This window comes from Butyrivibrio sp. Su6 (assembly GCF_900108105.1).
Taxonomy (GTDB): Bacteria; Bacillota; Clostridia; order Lachnospirales; family Lachnospiraceae; genus Butyrivibrio.
This window is the reverse complement of the sequence record NZ_FNUR01000004.1, coordinates 44831-62463: the sequence shown is the minus strand read 5'-3', so window position 1 is coordinate 62463 and position 17633 is coordinate 44831. Positions and strand designations below refer to the sequence as shown.

The 17633-nt window shown below is 39.6% G+C and carries 14 protein-coding genes; 12 read left to right on the top strand and 2 right to left on the bottom strand.

The features are described 5' to 3' along the window. Window positions 1-51: 51 nt before the first annotated feature. The 4 genes from C4S54_RS06215 to C4S54_RS06200 all read left to right on the top strand — a co-directional run bounded on the left by C4S54_RS06215 (window position 52) and on the right by C4S54_RS06200 (window position 5886). Window positions 52-2514, top strand: a complete 2463-nt coding sequence (locus C4S54_RS06215; RefSeq protein ID WP_103868751.1) for a beta-mannosidase — start codon at window positions 52-54, stop codon at window positions 2512-2514. Window positions 2515-2680: 166 nt separating this feature from the next. Then, a complete protein-coding gene (locus tag C4S54_RS06210) occupies window positions 2681-4066 on the top strand; it encodes an ABC transporter substrate-binding protein (protein WP_160110705.1) in 1386 nt (461 codons plus the stop codon). 73 nt (window positions 4067-4139) lie between these two features. Further along, window positions 4140-5042, top strand: coding sequence for a carbohydrate ABC transporter permease (locus C4S54_RS06205; protein WP_074885265.1), 903 nt, complete (start codon window positions 4140-4142; stop codon window positions 5040-5042). Window positions 5043-5046: 4 nt separating this feature from the next. Beyond that, window positions 5047-5886, top strand: coding sequence for a carbohydrate ABC transporter permease (locus C4S54_RS06200; RefSeq protein WP_103868749.1), 840 nt, complete (start codon window positions 5047-5049; stop codon window positions 5884-5886). On the opposite strand, the gene C4S54_RS06195 is transcribed toward C4S54_RS06200, so the two are convergent. Then, a complete protein-coding gene (locus tag C4S54_RS06195; protein WP_103868748.1) occupies window positions 5803-7620 on the bottom strand; it encodes a cache domain-containing sensor histidine kinase in 1818 nt (605 codons plus the stop codon). The two genes, C4S54_RS06200 and C4S54_RS06195, sit on opposite strands and share 84 nt — an antisense overlap. After that, window positions 7617-8399 (bottom strand): response regulator transcription factor, encoded by a 783-nt coding sequence (locus C4S54_RS06190; RefSeq protein WP_103868747.1) that lies wholly within the window; start codon window positions 8397-8399, stop codon window positions 7617-7619. The genes C4S54_RS06195 and C4S54_RS06190 overlap by 4 nt, the downstream gene beginning before the upstream one ends. A 59-nt stretch (window positions 8400-8458) precedes the next feature. Here C4S54_RS06190 and C4S54_RS06185 point away from each other — a divergent pair, with 59 nt between their 5' ends. The 8 genes from C4S54_RS06185 to C4S54_RS06150 all read left to right on the top strand — a co-directional run bounded on the left by C4S54_RS06185 (window position 8459) and on the right by C4S54_RS06150 (window position 17615). Then, entirely contained in the window at window positions 8459-10420 is a 1962-nt protein-coding gene (locus tag C4S54_RS06185; protein ID WP_103868746.1) for a hypothetical protein, read from the top strand. 8 nt (window positions 10421-10428) lie between these two features. Beyond that, the gene (locus tag C4S54_RS06180) at window positions 10429-12585 is read left to right on the top strand and encodes a glycoside hydrolase family 95 protein (protein WP_160110704.1); all 2157 of its coding nucleotides are present in this window, start codon (window positions 10429-10431) and stop codon (window positions 12583-12585) included. Window positions 12586-12885: 300 nt separating this feature from the next. Next, entirely contained in the window at window positions 12886-14352 is a 1467-nt protein-coding gene (gene abc-f / locus C4S54_RS06175) for a ribosomal protection-like ABC-F family protein (RefSeq protein WP_103868744.1), read from the top strand. Between the two features lie 94 nt (window positions 14353-14446). Beyond that, window positions 14447-14728, top strand: a complete 282-nt coding sequence (locus tag C4S54_RS06170) for a Dabb family protein (protein WP_103868743.1) — start codon at window positions 14447-14449, stop codon at window positions 14726-14728. A gap of 19 nt (window positions 14729-14747) precedes the next feature. Continuing rightward, on the top strand, window positions 14748-15662 hold the full coding sequence (locus C4S54_RS06165) for a GNAT family N-acetyltransferase (protein WP_160110703.1): 915 nt from the start codon (window positions 14748-14750) through the stop codon (window positions 15660-15662). A gap of 45 nt (window positions 15663-15707) precedes the next feature. Beyond that, window positions 15708-16331, top strand: a complete 624-nt coding sequence (locus C4S54_RS06160) for a DUF998 domain-containing protein (protein ID WP_103868741.1) — start codon at window positions 15708-15710, stop codon at window positions 16329-16331. A gap of 129 nt (window positions 16332-16460) precedes the next feature. After that, window positions 16461-16796, top strand: a complete 336-nt coding sequence (locus C4S54_RS06155) for a DUF3795 domain-containing protein (RefSeq protein ID WP_074884867.1) — start codon at window positions 16461-16463, stop codon at window positions 16794-16796. A gap of 69 nt (window positions 16797-16865) precedes the next feature. After that, window positions 16866-17615 carry a LytR/AlgR family response regulator transcription factor gene (locus C4S54_RS06150; RefSeq protein ID WP_103868740.1) on the top strand — a complete coding sequence of 250 codons (750 nt, stop codon included), beginning with the start codon at window positions 16866-16868 and terminating at the stop codon, window positions 17613-17615. Window positions 17616-17633: the final 18 nt, after the last annotated feature.

Sequence of the window (17633 nt, the reverse complement as noted above, 5' to 3'; positions counted from 1 at the left end):
GCAGAGTATTGGGATTTATGGCAAACGCTTGGATAGGGGGACAAAAGGCACGTGAAAAAGATAGTACTCTCTGATTGGACAATCAGGAGGATAAAAGACAAGGCAGTATATAGCACGAAAGTACCGGGAAGTATACTGAGTACACTACAGGAGAATAGCGTTATTCCTGACCCGTTTGTGGGTGATAATGAAAAATATGCCCTTGAAATGATGGAGGAAGACTTTGAGTATGAGACAGTATTTGACTGCGACATACAGCTTCTGACATCCGATAGAGTTGAGCTGGTATTTGAAGGGATAGACACTATTGCAGATATCATTTTAAATGATAAGACTTTTTTGCATGCTGAAAACATGCACAGGACTTACAGGCTTGATGTAACACAAAGCCTTAAGGAAAAAGAGAACTCTCTTAAAGTTTATTTCCATTCTCCAATAAAATATATAAGAGAAGCATATAAAGAGTGCGAGTGCGACGGCTCTGAGGATGCAATGGTGGGCTTTGCCAACATAAGAAAGGCACATTATATGTTCGGCTGGGATTGGGGCCCAAGAATCCCAGATGCCGGACTTTTCAGACCTGTAAGTCTGGTCGGAATAGAAAAAGCGAGAATAGAGAACGTCAGGATCCATCAGCAGCATTCAGAAGGCGAAGTGAAACTGTGCCTGTTTATAGATGATGAAGTAATTTCTGATAATGCAGGCATCAGCTATGATGTGAGAATTACTTCACCCGATGGGGATGAAAAAGTAATAAATGGCTATAAAGGCCAGATAATTCCTATTGAGAAGCCAATGCTTTGGTGGCCCAATGGATTTGGAGAGCAGAATCTTTATACTGTTACCGTAATACAAAGGGTGGGAGACAAGATTACCGATGAAGTAACAAAGCGCATAGGTCTTAGAACTATGACAATTACCAGAAAAAAAGACCAGTGGGGTGAGAGCTTTTCACACTGCGTTAATGGTGTCGATATCTTTGCGCTAGGAGCCGATTACATTCCGGAAGATAACTACCTTTCCAGAATTACACCGGAAAGGACAAGACAGCTTTTAGAAGACTGCAAAACAGCGAATTTTAATTCCATAAGAGTCTGGGGAGGGGGATTTTTTCCCGGAGATGAGTTCTATGATATATGCGACGAGTTTGGGCTTATCGTTTGGCAGGATCTGATGTTTGCCTGCGCTGTTTATGATCTGAATGAGAACTCTGAAAATAATATACATCAGGAAATAAAAGATAACGTAAGGCGTATCGAAGGCCATGCCTGTCTTGGGCTTATCAGTGGAAATAATGAGATGGAGCAGTTTGTAAAAGAAGGTGTCTGGGTAAAGACACATAAACAAAAGGCTGACTACATAAAGATGTATGAATATCTTTTCCCAAAATGGCTTCATGAATATGCTCCTGATACCTTTTATTGGCCTTCAAGCCCTTCTTCAGGAGGTTCCTTCGACAACCCAAATGATGATACCAGAGGCGATGTCCATTACTGGGAGGTGTGGCACAGCAACAAGCCATTTACCGAATTTAGAAAGCATTTCTTCAGATATCTTTCAGAGTTTGGTTTTCAGTCAATTCCATCAAGGAAGACGTTAGAAAAAGTCATGGAGAGGGAGGAAGATTTTAATCTCTTTTCCTATAACATGGAAAAACATCAGAGAAACAGCTCTGCCAATGCCAAGATCATGCAGTATATGCAGTCAACCTTTAAATATCCATGTGACTTTGATGTTCTTACCTATGCATCCCAGCTTTTGGCCGGAGAAGCAATTAGATACGGAGTTGAGCACTTCAGGAGAAATCGTGGAAGGTGTATGGGCGCCATCTATTGGCAGCTTAACGATTGCTGGCCTGTTATAAGCTGGTCTTCAATAGATTATTATGGCAGATGGAAGGCGCTTCATTACTATGCTAAGCGGTTCTTTGCACCGGTACTTGTGAGCTGTGAGGAGACAAGTACTGTATCCAAGGGGATTTTAGTCAATTCAGAAAAAACTGATTTTACGCCTTCAATAAGACTAAATATTTCAAATGAAACAATGAGCGACAAAGAGCTGACTTTGGAATGGGAATTGAGGGATGCAGCCGGGAAGATGATTAGTCCCGAAAGGCAGGAAATTAAAACAAGGGATGCTAAAGAGATCAGGATTGCAGCTCTGTCTGCGATCTGGCTGGAAAAAGTGAGCTTTCCAGGAATCGACATATACTCGAATTATGTATCTTTCAGAATAAAAGAGAGAGGAAAGATTCTATCTGCAGGAACGGCCTTTTTTGCTCCTGCAAAATATTTTCGCTTTGAAGACCCTGAGCTTAAGATAACAGTTGTTTCTGAAAAAGAGTTGATGGTTGAGGCAAAAACTTTTGCGAAAAATGTAGAAATCAGAAACAAAAATGATGATCTTGTCCTTGAAGATAACTTCTTTGATATGAACCCGGGACAGAGGATCATAGAAGTTAAGCGAGGGCAGCCAGATGGTCTGACAGTAAGAAGTGTTTATGATGTACATTAGTGATACATAAATAATTGCAAAAGGTATCATTTTATTTGAAATTTGATAAAATGATACCTTTTATTAAATATTTCGAAAACTAGGATACCCAATTAAAATTCTATGAAGTTCAAACCAAGGCCTGCCTGATTTAGAATTTGATCATAGAGAAGGGAGGATGCTAGATATGAAGAAAAAAATAGTTTCAATTTTGATGGCATCAATTTTGGCAACAATGGGAACAGCTTGTGGAACAGGGACTCCTGCTGCAACTGATGAAAGTCAGAACACAAGTACAACATCTCAGGTAACTGCAGCAAATGATGCTGCAACTCAGAGCACTGAAAATGTCGACCAGAGCCCTGTGACGCTCAGATTTATGTGGTGGGGTGGAGATGAAAGAGCAGAAGCTACTATAGCAGTTATCAACAAGTTTCAGGAAAAATACCCATATATCACGATTGAACCGGAGTATGGCTCATCAGACGGATACCAGGAGAAACTTACAGCTCAGCTATCGGCAGGAACAGAAGCTGATATTATACAGATGGGTGTTGGCTGGATGCCAGGTTTTGTAAGCTCAGGAGCTGATTATTTTGAAGATTTTAACGATTATTCAGACGTTATAGATCTATCAAATTTTGAGGCAGAGTTCCTTGAGAATAACGGATATTTTGATGGACATCAGTATGGACTTCCTACAGGTCTTGCGGGGACAGCCCTTATTTATAATTCAGATGCTGCAAATGAGCTTGGCATTGCAGAAGATATGGCTGGAGATCTTGATTGGAATAAAATTGTTGAGATTGGTAAAAAAGTTCACGAAGCTGATAGCAGTAAATACCTTCTTACAATCGATTCAACAATGATGACAACAGCTGTTTTAAGACCATATTTATTACAGCTTACAGGAAATACATTCTTTATTGATGAAACCTGTGAGATGGGATTTACCAGAGACCAGTTGGTTGAGACATTGTCATATATAAAATCGCTTTATGACAACGGAGTTATAGCATCAGCATCAAGCACAGAGTCCTACAATGAATCTCTTCAGACAGATCCTAATTGGATTAACGGCTCATATCTTGGAATGTTTTGCTATACATCTACAGCAGAACCTGCGGTTAAGGCATCAGGACTTAATTATGCAGCAGCAAATCTTCCTGTCATGGAAGGCGCCAAGGACGATGGATTCTACTGCAATTGCCCTCAGTATCTTGTTGTGAGCAAAAAGTCAGAACATGTAAAGGAAGCTATGATGTTCCTTGACTATTTCTATAATGATGAAGAAGCAGCCGCTATACTTGGAACAGTTCGTTCAGTACCACCTACATCAGTTGGACAGAAGGTATGCGCAGAGAATGGACTTCTTGATGGAATAGCAAAAGAGACAGTTGATGTATGCCAAAAATATAATGGAACATATGAAATGGGCCTTTCTACAGAAGAGGAACCGATGGCTATTATGAGCGATATGATCATGCAGGTTGCTTATGGAGAAAAAACACCTGAAAAAGCTGCTGATGATGCCATTATCTTATTCCAGAATTATCTGGATAGCAAAAAATAACACTCTGCAGTATTCTTTTGGGGCTTCAATAATCCGAAGCCCCTTTCTTATAAAATTCACGGAGAAATTAAAAATGAAAAATAAAATATCCAGTCATGACAGGAGACAGCTGAAAGGATATATTTACATCCTACCTTGGCTTATTGGCTTTTTGGTCCTTCAGCTGATACCTTTTATTCAGTCTTTTTACTATTCTTTTACGGACTATAGCATAATGTCCAGCCCCAAATTTTCTGGATTGAAGAACTATATCACTTTGTTTACTGTTGATCCTGAGTTTTGGAATTCATTTAAAGTTACATGGATATACACGCTTTATACAGTACCAGGAAAAATAATAATGGCCCTGATAGTGGCAATGCTTATGAATCGCGATATGAAGGGCATTAATGGACTTAGAACAATATATTACATACCATCACTCTTTGGAGGAAGTGTGGCTATCTGTATTCTTTGGAGATTGATGTTCATGGATACTGGCGTAATAAATGGGATTCTTGGTGCTTTTGGACTTCCCAAGCTACAGTGGCTTGGAAATACAAAAACAGCGCTTCCCACCATATGCATGATGGAAATATGGCAGTTTGGTTCATCTATGGTTATGATGCTTGCTGCGCTTAAGAATGTTCCCAAGGATCTTTATGAGGCAGCTGATCTAGACGGAGCAGGCGCATGGGATAAGTTTAAGAATGTGACTATTCCCCAGATATCGCCAATTATTTTCTTTAACGTGATAATGCAGACCAACAATGCGCTTCAGGCATTTACTAATGCTTTTGTAATAACAAAAGGAGGGCCTCTAAAATCGACCTATCTTCTCGGAATGAAGCTATATCAGGAGGCTTTTTCTTATTACAAAATGGGATACGCAAGCGCTATATCCTGGGTTATTTTCGCCACAATCATGGTGGTGACTTTACTTCTGTTCAGATATTCATCAGGAAAAGTGTACTATTCAGATGCGGGAGATTTTTAATATTATGAAGAAAAATAAGATAGGACATTATGTAGCTAATGTTATTATTACAGTTGCGGGAGTTTTAATGCTATTTCCGATTTTATGGATGTTCCTTGCTACATTTAAGACAAATGAGGAAATATTTGGCTCGCTTAAACTGTTACCAAATTCATTTGATTTTAGCGGTTATATCGAAGGTTGGAAAGGAACAGCAGGAATTACATATTCAACATATTTTAAAAATACATTTCTTATCGTCATTCCTGTTGTGATCTTTACAGTAGCATCATGTTCAATGGTTGCGTATGGATTTGCCAGATTTAAGTTTCCCGGAAAAAAACCACTCTTTATGCTTTTGATATCGACTCTAATGCTGCCAAATGCAGTAATAATGATACCAAGATATGCGCTTTTTAATAGCTTTGGCTGGGTCAATACCTACATGCCCTTTTATGCGCCGGCTGTACTTGGAACATATCCTTTCTTTGTGTTTATGCTTGTACAGTTCATGAGAGGATTGCCAAAAGAACTTGATGAATCCGCGTATATCGATGGTTGCGGATCTTTTCAAGCTTTTGTACAGATACTAATTCCGCTGATGAAACCGGCTTTATTTTCAGCAGGGCTCTTTCAGTTCATATGGACTTATAATGACTATTTGAATCCCCTTTTGTATATCAACTCGGCTAAAAAATACACGATTTCATTGGCACTTAAGTTATCGATAGATGCTGAGTCGGTAATACCATGGAATAAGGTAATGGCAATGGCATTTGTTTCAAATATCCCGCTTATTATTCTCTTCTTCAGTGCTCAAAAATACTTTGTTGAAGGCATTGCTACTCAGGGATTGAAAGGCTGAAAAGCTAATGCTGCACCCATATTTTTCTTTACTGATGATGTGAAGAGCGGATTCAGGACCATATGTGAGGATCAGTCTGCGGTTAACATTAGAAAGACCTATATTATTGTTATTACTAGAGTTTATTTGTTTGCGGAGCTTTACCAGCTCATTACGATTCATGCCTACACCTGTGTCCGTTACACTAATTGTAAGGCGTTCGCCATTTGAAAGAGCTTTTAATTTTATAAATCCGGTCCTGTTAGAAGGCAGGATTCCGTGCGATATGCTGTTTTCAACGATGGGCTGCAATATTAGCCTTGGAACATAGAAGTTTAGAGCTGCATCATCTATCTCTGTATAAAACACCAAAGCGTCCCCAAAGCGGTATTGTTGGATGTCTATATACTTTTTCAGTGCATCAAGTTCTTCCTTTAGAGGGACAAGAGTGTTTGATGGCCTTAATGAATAGCGCAAAATATCAGACAAATCTGTAATGATACGATTGAGCTGAGTAGGTTTTCCTCCCGACAACTTGCGCGATTCAAAATCAAGGGTTTGTAGAGTATTAGACAAAAAGTGAGGATTGATCTGTAGCTGAAGTGCGGCAAGTTCAACAACCTGCTTTTCGAATCGTTGCCTTTCCAAATTACTTTTTAGCAATGTGGAATTAAGGAATAGCTTAAGTATGTTCATGAGGATAATATCGTACTCATCGTTGATTTTTTGATCAATTTCACCGGGGTATATTCCCTTTTCGGCATCTGAAAAAGTATCAATGATCTTTTGGATATGTGAGAAGGAATCATTGGTTACTCTGTAAGAAATAATAAATACAGCAACAAAAGCGGCGACAAATATTATGAGGAATCCCAATAAAGTGGTTCTCATGGATGCCAAAATAACATCAGAAGAGATAAGAGATACATATAAAATGTCTGTTGTGGGGCCGTAGTATGTGCTGATCCAGTAGTTTTTCGACCCAAGTTTTATCCATTCTTTTGAGAGATTTTTGTTGTTTGCTGCTTTATTAGTGATAACAGACAAGTCATCTTCAGATAAACGTACGTTGTCAGAGGAGTAAAAAAGAATCTCTCCGTTGTCATTTAGTGCAAAAAGAGACTCGTAAGGATTGGCCCTAAGAGAGTTCATTCTTGATATAAGGTTGTCCATGGAGATATTTATTACAGCAGTTCCTTTCATTGTCGGCATTGACATATAAAAGGTCAGGATTTCTTTTTCCTTTGAAAAAGAATCAGTTATGTATTTTCTGGTAGTTACGTAGTTTTTACCCGAATTGGCACGCCCCAGATAATTGGTGAAGGTGCTGTCTGGAAAAGTGCTGATCTCTTCAATCCCATCTTCTGAGCTATATATTCTGCTGCATCCGTCCTGATAGTAGTAGATACTAATGATATAAGGATTAGCCATGTTGACACTGCGTATAAGCCCGGTCATGGTATTAAACATGGAATAGTTGCTGTAATCCATAGTCATATCAGTAAGCATTTTTCTAAGTGAAAGAATAATACTGGGATTGCCGGTTATGATGCTCTGCTGATATATGACATCAGAAAAGAGCTGATCTATGTTGGTTTCAAGTCGATCAGCTGAAGATTTAGATTCAACTTTGATATAGTTGATCTGATTTCTGGAAAAGAAAAATAGTGTTGCCAGCATAACTGCAAATAAAGGAAGGAACAGAATCAGAGTATATTTTTTTAATCTCTTTAGGAAGAACTTTCGAAGCATCATAATGGACTGTCCTCTGTTTTTGAAAAATGCTTGGCGCGATAGTCTTGTGGAGATATGCCAAAATATGCTTTAAAAGCGCGAGAAAAGTTCTTGGGATTATCATATCCAACCAGCGAAGCAATTTGGTACTGTTTGACAGATGGGTCTTTTAGCATGTCACAAGCGTGTTCCATGCGTACTTTTTGCAGATACTCACTAAATGTGATTCCGGTCTCTTTGCTAAAAACAGTTGATAGATAGCTGGGCGACATAAAGACATCTCCAGCAGCTTCCTCAAGAGAACACTTTCTGTAATTATTCTCAATATACTTTAAGACTTTTTTTACAAGATCTATTTTGTCAGTAGAAGGTGCGAAGGATGCTTCTGTTTTTTGTGAGGAAAAAACTTTTGATTCCGCTTCTTTGTCAAGAACAGTCCGTAGTTTGTTGAAGCATGACACCAGATCTTCATATTTGATTGGCTTGGTGAGGTATTCAAAGACATGATTGGTAATAGCAGCCTTTGCGTAAGCAAAATCCTGATAGCTTGAAAAGAATATTACACGGATATCTTTTTCAAGAAGAGCTTCAGAAAGCTCTATTCCATTGATGTCAGGCATCTGAATATCAGTAAGAACCACATCTACATCTTTATGCATGTCAAGATAATCCAGAACTTCATGACCATTTGAAAAATCAGCAACTACCTCAAAGCCCAGATTATTCCACGGAAAAAGATTGACAAGTCCTTCTCTGATTTTTGATTCGTCATCAGCAACAACGATTTTGTAAAGCCTCATCAGAAATTCCCCCAAGTTAAAAACTATTATTCATTTTATCATAGACAAGGAGTTAAAACATGCAGTTTGAGTATAAAAACACTAGAATTGAAATTGAATTTGAATATGTAAAGGAAAGTGTATGGATTCCGGTAAAAGAGGCACAAGGAGATGCGTACTCAGGGATTCATTTCAGCGACTATGACAATCAGGGGATTTATAGCCTGGTTCTTGAAAAAAGAGATAAAAGACTATTCTATAGTGTTTCTTTTGAGGCAAAATATCCTACAGCCTTGAGGTTCAAACTAAGACTTGCTGAAAATAGTGGGGAAGCTTTTCATGTGATTCCATGCAATATTTTTGGAAATAACAATGAGCCATTCGTGGTTCCTGGGGAGTTCCCTCTCTTAACAAATGATAACAACAGATATTTTTTCTGTAGTCCAAAGTGGGAATTTAGGGCAGACAGAGCAGCTATGCCAATATCTGCAATATGTACTGGACAGGGTGTTTTGGGAATGTCAGTGGAACCATATTCAGGAGATATCCACAATGGGCTGATGTCCGAGCTGCCTGATTATATTGGGGTATCGCTCGGATATACAAACTATCCTTGCACAGCTACCTGCAAAAGAATACCAACTCCCTCTACATATGACAGAGCTAATAAAGCAGAAACTTCCGGATATATCTATTTCTTTGAGGGAAGTGACAGGAGGCTCATTCATGAAATAGTTAGGATGGAATATGAAGACAGGCATGAGGAACCTTGCTATAAAAAAACATATAAGGAAGCTGCAAGAGGACTCTTGGAAGCCTTTGTAAAAGTCAATTGGAATAAAGAAGAAGGTGAATATACCAATGTAAAATGCAAACCGCCGCTTGATATGGAACTTAAGCCATGGAGAAACGTTGTAGAGATTGGGTGGACAGGTGGAGGAGTATTGGCTTACCCACTTGTATTGACAAGAGAAGTCCTTGGAAATGAGGCGGATGAGCTGTTAAATGAAGCTATGTCTGGTGAGAAAATAATAGACAGGATAACAGATTCTTATAATGAAAAGTCAGGATTGTACAACGATATCATGACACCAATTGATGGCAGTAACGTTAATGGCTGGTGGTCAGGATTTGGGCTGACCAAAGACTGTCACTGTTCATACACTAATGGAAGCGCGCTTCATTATATTCTTAAGACCATAAGATATTTAAAACTAAAAGGGAAGCCCTATGATAAAAAATGGCTTGAAACAGCACTTAAAGTGATGGACACTGTAATCTCGCTTCAGAGGGAAGATGGGAATTATGGATATACTTACAGTGTTGAAAAGCCTAAAGTTCTTGATTGGGATGGCTTTGCTGGGTGCTGGTTTGCTGCTGCGGGTGCTTACTGCTATGAACTGACACATGATGAAAAATATCTTGAATCAGTAGATAAGGCACTTGATTATTATTATAAGGATGTGCGTAATTTATGCTGCTCAGGCACGCCTATGGATACCTGGAAGTCTGTGGATGAAGAAGGAAATCTAAGTTTTATCAGGGCATCCAGGATCATGCATGAACTAACAGGGAAGGATAAATATCTTGATTATCTGAAGGATGGAGCAGACTATGAGTTTTTATGGAGATATGGATATAAGACCAGACCTGATTTTGCACCATTAAAAAAAGAATATAGCGATTGGAACAGCTGTGGTGGTAGCGTGACATCAGTATCTAATCCTCATATTCATCCTATGGGAGCTATTGTAAATGAAGATATATTGTATCTTGGAAACAGCCTGAATGATGAGTATTATAGACTAAGAGGACAGGATGGCATCACATGGCTCATGCAGACTCTTGAACTGTATCCGGAAAAAACAGGTTATGGAAGGTACGGGGTGTTATCTGAGCGGTGGTGTCCAAGTGATGGTCTTACTGTTGAGAGATACAGCGATGGAAGGCCATATAGCTCATGGTTTAGTTATAATCTCTGGGCTGCAGCTGATGCCCTTGAGAATGTATGCGAATCCTTTCTAAGAGAAAATGGGGAGTAAATGTCACAATGGGGAATACAAAATTATACTATGAACATCCGGCTGAAAATTGGAATGAAGCCTTGCCTGTAGGGAATGGAAGGCTTGGAGCCATGATATTTGGCAGGGTGGAAAAAGAGCTTATACAGATGAATGAAGATTCCATCTGGCTGGGAGGCTATAAAAACAGGAATAATCCGGATGCACTAAAGAACCTTCCAAAAGTAAGAAAACTTTTGATGGATGGAAATATAAAAGAAGGTGAAAAGCTTTTAAAAAGGGCTTTTTCCGGAATACCTCAGAGCATGCAGCCTTATCAGACATTGGGGAATCTCGAGATATCTTTTGACTATAGAGATGGTGAGATGACAAATTACTGTAGATCTCTGGATATTGAAAACGCAGTTGCAACTACAGAGTTTAAAGTTGGAGACATAGCTTTTAAGAGAGAAATGTTTTCCAGTTATCCTAATAAGTGCATGTTTATGCGTATCTCAGCTTCTGAAGGCGGCAGTATATCTTTTGATGCATTACTGACAAGAGGACGAGAGTATCAGGCAGTTAAGAAAATAAATGACCATACTATTTATCTTTATGGCAAACTTGGCAGTGATGGAATGGACTTTGGAGTAGTAGTTACTGCAAATGCCGTAGGAGGTCAGGTTGCAGTAATAGGTGAGAGTCTTGTTGTTAAAGAAGCAGACGAAGTGCTTTTGACCATAGACGGTGGATCTACATCCAGATATAAAGAGCTTGAAAAAGAGCTTTGTGAAGAGTGCAGCTTAGCATCCAATTTGTCATATGAAGAGCTAATTAAAAGACATTTAGCCGATTACAGAAAGCTCTTTGACAGAGTCTCATTTTCTCTGGATTCAGATGACAGAAGCTATGAAGAAATGCCGACAGATAAAAGGCTTGAGCTTGTAAGAGAATGCGTTGATAAGGGGAATGAAGTAAAAGATCTTGGTATTTATGTTCTATATTTCAATTTCGGAAGATATCTGATGATTTCCGGAAGCAGACCCGGATCACTGCCACTAAATCTTCAGGGAATATGGAATGACAGTTTTACACCTGCCTGGGACAGTAAATATACCATAAATATCAATGCTGAGATGAATTACTGGCCGGCGGAAATCTGTAATCTTTCCGAATGTCACCTTCCACTGTTTGATCTGATGGAAAGAATGTATGAGCATGGAAAAGAAACTGCTTCTTCAATGTACGGCTGCAGAGGAATAGTTGCTCATCACAACACAAATATATGGGGAGATACTGCGCCTCAGGATCAATGGATTCCCGGGACATACTGGGTAATGGGCTTTGCATGGCTGTCCACCCATATTTGGAACCACTACGAGTATACCTGTGACAAAGCTTTTTTGGAAAAACATTATTATCTTATGCTTGAATCAGCCAGATTCTTTTTGGATTTCCTTATTGAAGATAAGGACGGATACCTTGTTACCTGCCCTTCTGTATCCCCTGAGAATACATATATAATTGACACATTCCATAAAGGCTGCAATGGATATGGTGTAACGATGGACAACATGATCTTAAGAGATCTTTTCACACAATGTATTGCAGCTTCTGATGTTCTTGGCAGGCATGATGAAGAAATTGATGAAATGCAAAAAGCCAAAGACAGGCTGCGTCCAACAAATATCGGGAAGCATGGTCAGATAATGGAATGGGCAAAAGACTATCAGGAGGAAGAGCCGGGACACAGGCATATTTCACAGTTATATGGTCTCTTCCCTTCAGATCAGATCTCAGTTCAGTCCACAAAAGAGCTTGCAGATGCAGCAAGAGTCACAATTGACAGAAGACTCCAAAATGGCGGCGGACATACCGGATGGAGCAGGGCGTGGATAATTAATTTCTATGCAAGGCTACATGATGGAGAGAAGGCCCTTGAGCACTTAAATATGCTTCTGACCAAATCTACTCTGAATAACTTGTTTGATAATCATCCACCTTTTCAGATTGATGGTAACTTTGGCGCTACTGCAGCGATTGCCAATATGTTGCTTCATGACACTTCAGACGGACCGGTTGTGCTTCCGGCACTTCCAAAAGAATGGAAAAGCGGAAGTATAAAAGGCCTTAAGCTAAAAGGGAATAAAACTATAGATATAGTCTGGAAAGACGGAAAAATAATGAGTAAATGCAAATCAGTGTAAAACAAGCCTAAATCAGTGTAAAGGCTTGTTCTGAGCTGGAGCATATGCTATCATCTTTTTATAAATGAAAGGGCGATTTTTCGTAGGGTGAAGGAATGATTATTAGATAATTTGATTTAGGTGAACATGTTGATGTTGCTGCTATTTCTGATAGCAGTGTTATGTGTACGCTTAAATTGGATTATCATGCATTCTAAGCCTGTCATATATAGGTCTTTTTTGTATGAGTCTATTTTGCGTACGCAGGATAGGCTATTTATTTAGTTTTTTTACTAAAAAGCCGACAAGGGAGGCTTGTATATGTCTAAGAGATTACTGATTAAAGCAGAGAATATAGCACATTCATTTGGTGAGCAGACAGTTCTAGATTTTGACAGATTTTACCTGTATGAAGGCGAGAAAGTTGGGCTTGTTGGAATGAATGGTGCTGGAAAGACTACGCTCCTTAAAATCCTTTCAGGTGAATTAGAGCCAACTAAAGGCTTCGTTTCAAGAGACTGTGAGCCTTTCTGTTTTGAACAGTTTGGCGGGAGCGACGCATACTACGAGACAGACTTTAGCGAAGCGGGCAAAATGGGCGTAAGCCAAAAGCTTTGGCAGGATAATGTAAGTGGCGGTGAAGACACAAGGATCAGGCTTGCTCAGTTATTTTCATGTCCTCATGCAGTAGCTTTTTTGGATGAGCCGACATCAAACCTTGATTATGAAGGCGTGGAGATGCTAAAGAAGCGGTTAAAAGAAATAGAAACGCTGGTAATGATCAGTCATGACAGATCGGTACTGAATGATATATGTGACCGTATAGTAGAGATTTCTTTTGGAAAGCTTAACTGTTATTCGGGTAATTATGATGACTATGTAATTCAAAAAGAAGAACAGTTTAAAGCCATGCAGTCAGAGTATGAGAACTACCAGGCAGAGAAAAAGCGGCTTCAGAGGGTTTATACTCAGAAAAAAGCAAAGGCAAAAACTGTTGAGAAAAAACCAAGGAATCTTACTTCAAGCGAGGCAAAGGCCATCAGCTTATGCGGCAACAGGAAGCCTGAAGACAAAGCGCGAGGAATAGAAAAAAGTGCCACAAATGTGCTCAGGCGCATTGAACATATGGAGGTTAAAGAGAAACCGAAGGAAGAACTCACAGCAAGACCGGATTTCAGACTGACCAATCCACCAAGGAATCCTATTGTCATTAGAGGAGAGCATATTTCTTTTCATTATGATGACCATATGATATTTGATGATGCTGACTTTATTATCAGAAATGGCAGCAAGGTAGCTCTTATCGGTGGAAATGGTGTGGGAAAGACAACACTTCTTGAGTTGATAAGTGACAAGTATGAGGGAATACATATTGTTCCCGGAGCGAAAATTGGATATGCCAGGCAGAACATGTCACAGATTGATCTTGAACAGACAGTGCTTGAAAATGTGCGCAGAGTCAGTATCCAGAGCGAGAGCCTTTCCAGGATAGTACTTGCCCGTCTCTTATTATCAGAAAGAGATATGAATAAAAAGGCATTTGAGCTTTCCGGTGGCGAGCGCATGAAGCTCTCTTTTGCCATGCTTTTTGTGTCAGATGTTAATCTGTTGATATTTGATGAACCTACTAATTACCTGGATATTCCGTCGGTAGAGGCTCTTGAGAAAATGTTAATGGAGTATGAGGGAACGCTTTTGTTTACGTCTCACGATAAGGTCTTTGTTGATAGGATAGCAACAGATAGATATTGTATAGAATCAGGAAAAATTATACCTGTACTGGCTTGATTGGAGCATGTAGTGTACTTTAAGCGGTGCGCCAAGGCAAAAAAGCTGCTAAAGAAGTAAATCAGTGCAAAACAGTCCAAAGGAGATTTGACTAATGAAGCATTACATAATTGTTAAGTTTAAAGATAGGCGCGATACGGAGAAATTACTCCCAGAGATCCAGGAGTTGTTTGGCGCTACGTTGGAAATCCCAGGTGTGGAGTCATTTGTGATACATAAGTCCAACAGTACCAGAGAGAACAGATACAGCATCATGATAGAGATGAATCTGTCAGCGGAAGGACTAAATAGCTTTGATGCATCTGAGGTGCATAAGAAGTGGAAGGATACTTATGGAGACAGACTTGAGAGCAAGGCAATATTTGACTGTGATTGAGCACTGGAGGGGAAATAGTATGATGCAAGATACAATAATTAAGAATGCTATGAAGAGAGCAGATGGGACTAAGGACTTTTGCATAGAAAAGAATTATAGAAACAATGAAGCTCTTAGAGCATCTTTTAACAGATTGGCGGAAAGGACTTTTGGGCTTAACTTCGAAAACTGGTATAGAAATGGATTTTGGAAGGACAACTACATCCCATATTCGGTGGTGTTAGACGGAGAGGTTGTTTCAAATGTTTCAGTCAACGCCTGCAATATGAACTATAAGGGTAAGCTGGTTAAGCTTATACAACTTGGAACGATCATGACAGATGATGACTACAGAGGAAAAGGGTATGCAAGAGCCCTGATGGAAGAGGTCATGAAAGATTATGACGGAAAAGTAGATGGGATATATCTTTTTGCCAATGATTCTGTACTTGAGTTTTATCCAAAATTTGGGTTTAGAGAAGCAAAAGAATATCAGTTTACAAAAGATGTGACAATATCTGGCGAATGCACTGCACAAAATGTACTGCTTAGGGATAAGATTGATTTCGACAGGACTGTAGAGATTTTAGATACAAAAAAACAGAACGCTCAGCTTTATATGGTCGATAATCCCGGATTGTATATGTTCTATCTGTCGCAGTTCATGACGGAGAACCTGTTCTATATTGAGGAGTGCAACAGCTACGCTATTGCTGAAGTGGAGGATGACACACTGATCTTACACACAATCATTGGTGCCGGGGCAGTAGATGAGGTTATCAGGGCATTTGGATCGCAGGTAAAGAAAGTTGTTCTTTGCTTTACACCGAAGGATACCAGTGGCTTTGTAAAGAGCGAGCTCCATGAGGAAGACACTACGTTCTTTGTACAAGGGAAGTTCTTTGAGGATAGCCGCGGCGATGAATATATGATGCAGGCAATAACACATGCTTGAAAAGGCACATCATACTAAGGCAAGACCCCAAAAGGAGATACATTTATGAAATTATCAAAACTTGGTATTTGTGGAATTATCAGTTTGCTTTCATACACGGCAATGGTTGTGTTTTCGCCTCTTGCCTATCCGGGGTATGACTGGCTCAGCATGGCGGTAAGTGATCTAAGTGCTGTTGGAGCTCCATCTGCGGAGCTTGCAGGGCAGCTGAATGCCTTGTATGGACCTTGTGGACTTGTTTCTATCATGGCTGTCTGCGTGGCATCTCAGAATCTTAAGATTAAGATTTTGAGGCTGGGAATATATTTCTTTGCAGCTATGGAATGGATTTCTGATGTTGGTTATAAACTCTTTCCATGGGTGGCAGATGCTGACAGTAGTCACCCTCAGAACGTGATGCACCTTATAGTGACTGCCCTTGTGGTGATCTTTTCACTGACGGCGCTGATCCTGTCAATAATTGGAGCAAAAAAAGAAGGGATGAAATCTCTTTTTATCTGGGCATGTGTGTGCCTTGCTGCAATGCTGCTTGGACCTATTGGGACAGGAATCATGCCAAAGGCAGTATTCGGGCTATTTGAGAGATTCAGCACCTTTTCGGCAGTAACCTTCAATGCAGTGCTGGGAACGTTTTTGCTACTTGGAAAATTTGGAAAGAACTTTGACTAAGCAGCTCCCAAAAAGCATAAAAGTAAGTGTAAAACAGACCTTTATTAGTGTAAGTGATAAGGTCTGTTTTTATTTGGTGATAAAGTTAGAACAGGAAGAGAAAAACATATTTGGAAAAGGAGATTAGCCATGACAGATTATATCGCATTTTGCGGACTTGATTGTGAACAGTGTGAAGCGCGTATAGCAACAGTTAATGACAACAACGATCTAAGAGCAAAAGTGGCCAAAGAGTGGTCAAAGCTCAATGGTGTAGAAATAACACCCGACATGATCAACTGCGTAGGCTGCAGGCTTACGGGGGTGAAGTTCCCATATTGCCAGTCCATGTGCGAGATCAGACAGTGCGCACTGGGAAGAAAAGTTGAGACTTGTGGAGATTGCCATGAAATGAATGCATGCTCAAAGCTTTCCCAGATTATCAGTACTAATTCTGATGCAAAACGCAGACTTGAGGGCAAATGAGACTTTAAGAATGAAAAACTCTGATATAATTGGTTTGATATAGTCAATCATACTATTACAGGGGGTTATATGGAAAATAAGGATTTTATTGAGGATTCTGAATTACGTATTGCTATATGTGATGATGACAAGTCTGATCGGGAAAAGGTACATGTCCTTCTTCAGGACTATTTGAAGAAAAAATCTATAAAAGCACATGTCAGGGTATTTGATCACCCGGACACACTTATAGAGGAGTGCGAGCATTACAGGCCCCATATTTACATTTTGGATATAGTTATGCCAATGGTTACAGGAATACAGGCTGCCAGAGAACTACGGTGGAATCAGCCGGATGCCCAGATCATTTTTGCAACTTCTGAGAGCTCATATGCGCTGGAGTCTTTTGATGTAAATCCCATAAATTATATTTTGAAGCCGATTGAAAAGGAAAAGTTCTTTTCAACTCTTGATCTGGCAATTTCCCGCGTGGATATTGGTAGTGATAAAAGTGTTTGTATAAAGATCAAGGGTGGTATGCAGACCCTGCACCTTAGTGACATTCTTTATATAGAATATCGCAATCACGTGGTCTCATATCACATGGATAATGGTGAGATCATATCAACCCCAACTTTAAGGATAGGATTTGCTGAATATCTTTCAGAGAACCATCCAAGCAAAGATTTTGTAAGATGCCATGAATCAATAGCTGTGAATATAGCAGCGATTGATAAATTGACAAAGATAGATATTACGCTTCGCGGTGGGGAACAGATACCTGTGACAAAGAGCAGATATTCTGAAGTTATGGATAGTTATATGGACTTTAGGCTGTAAGAACCTAGCGAAGTACTT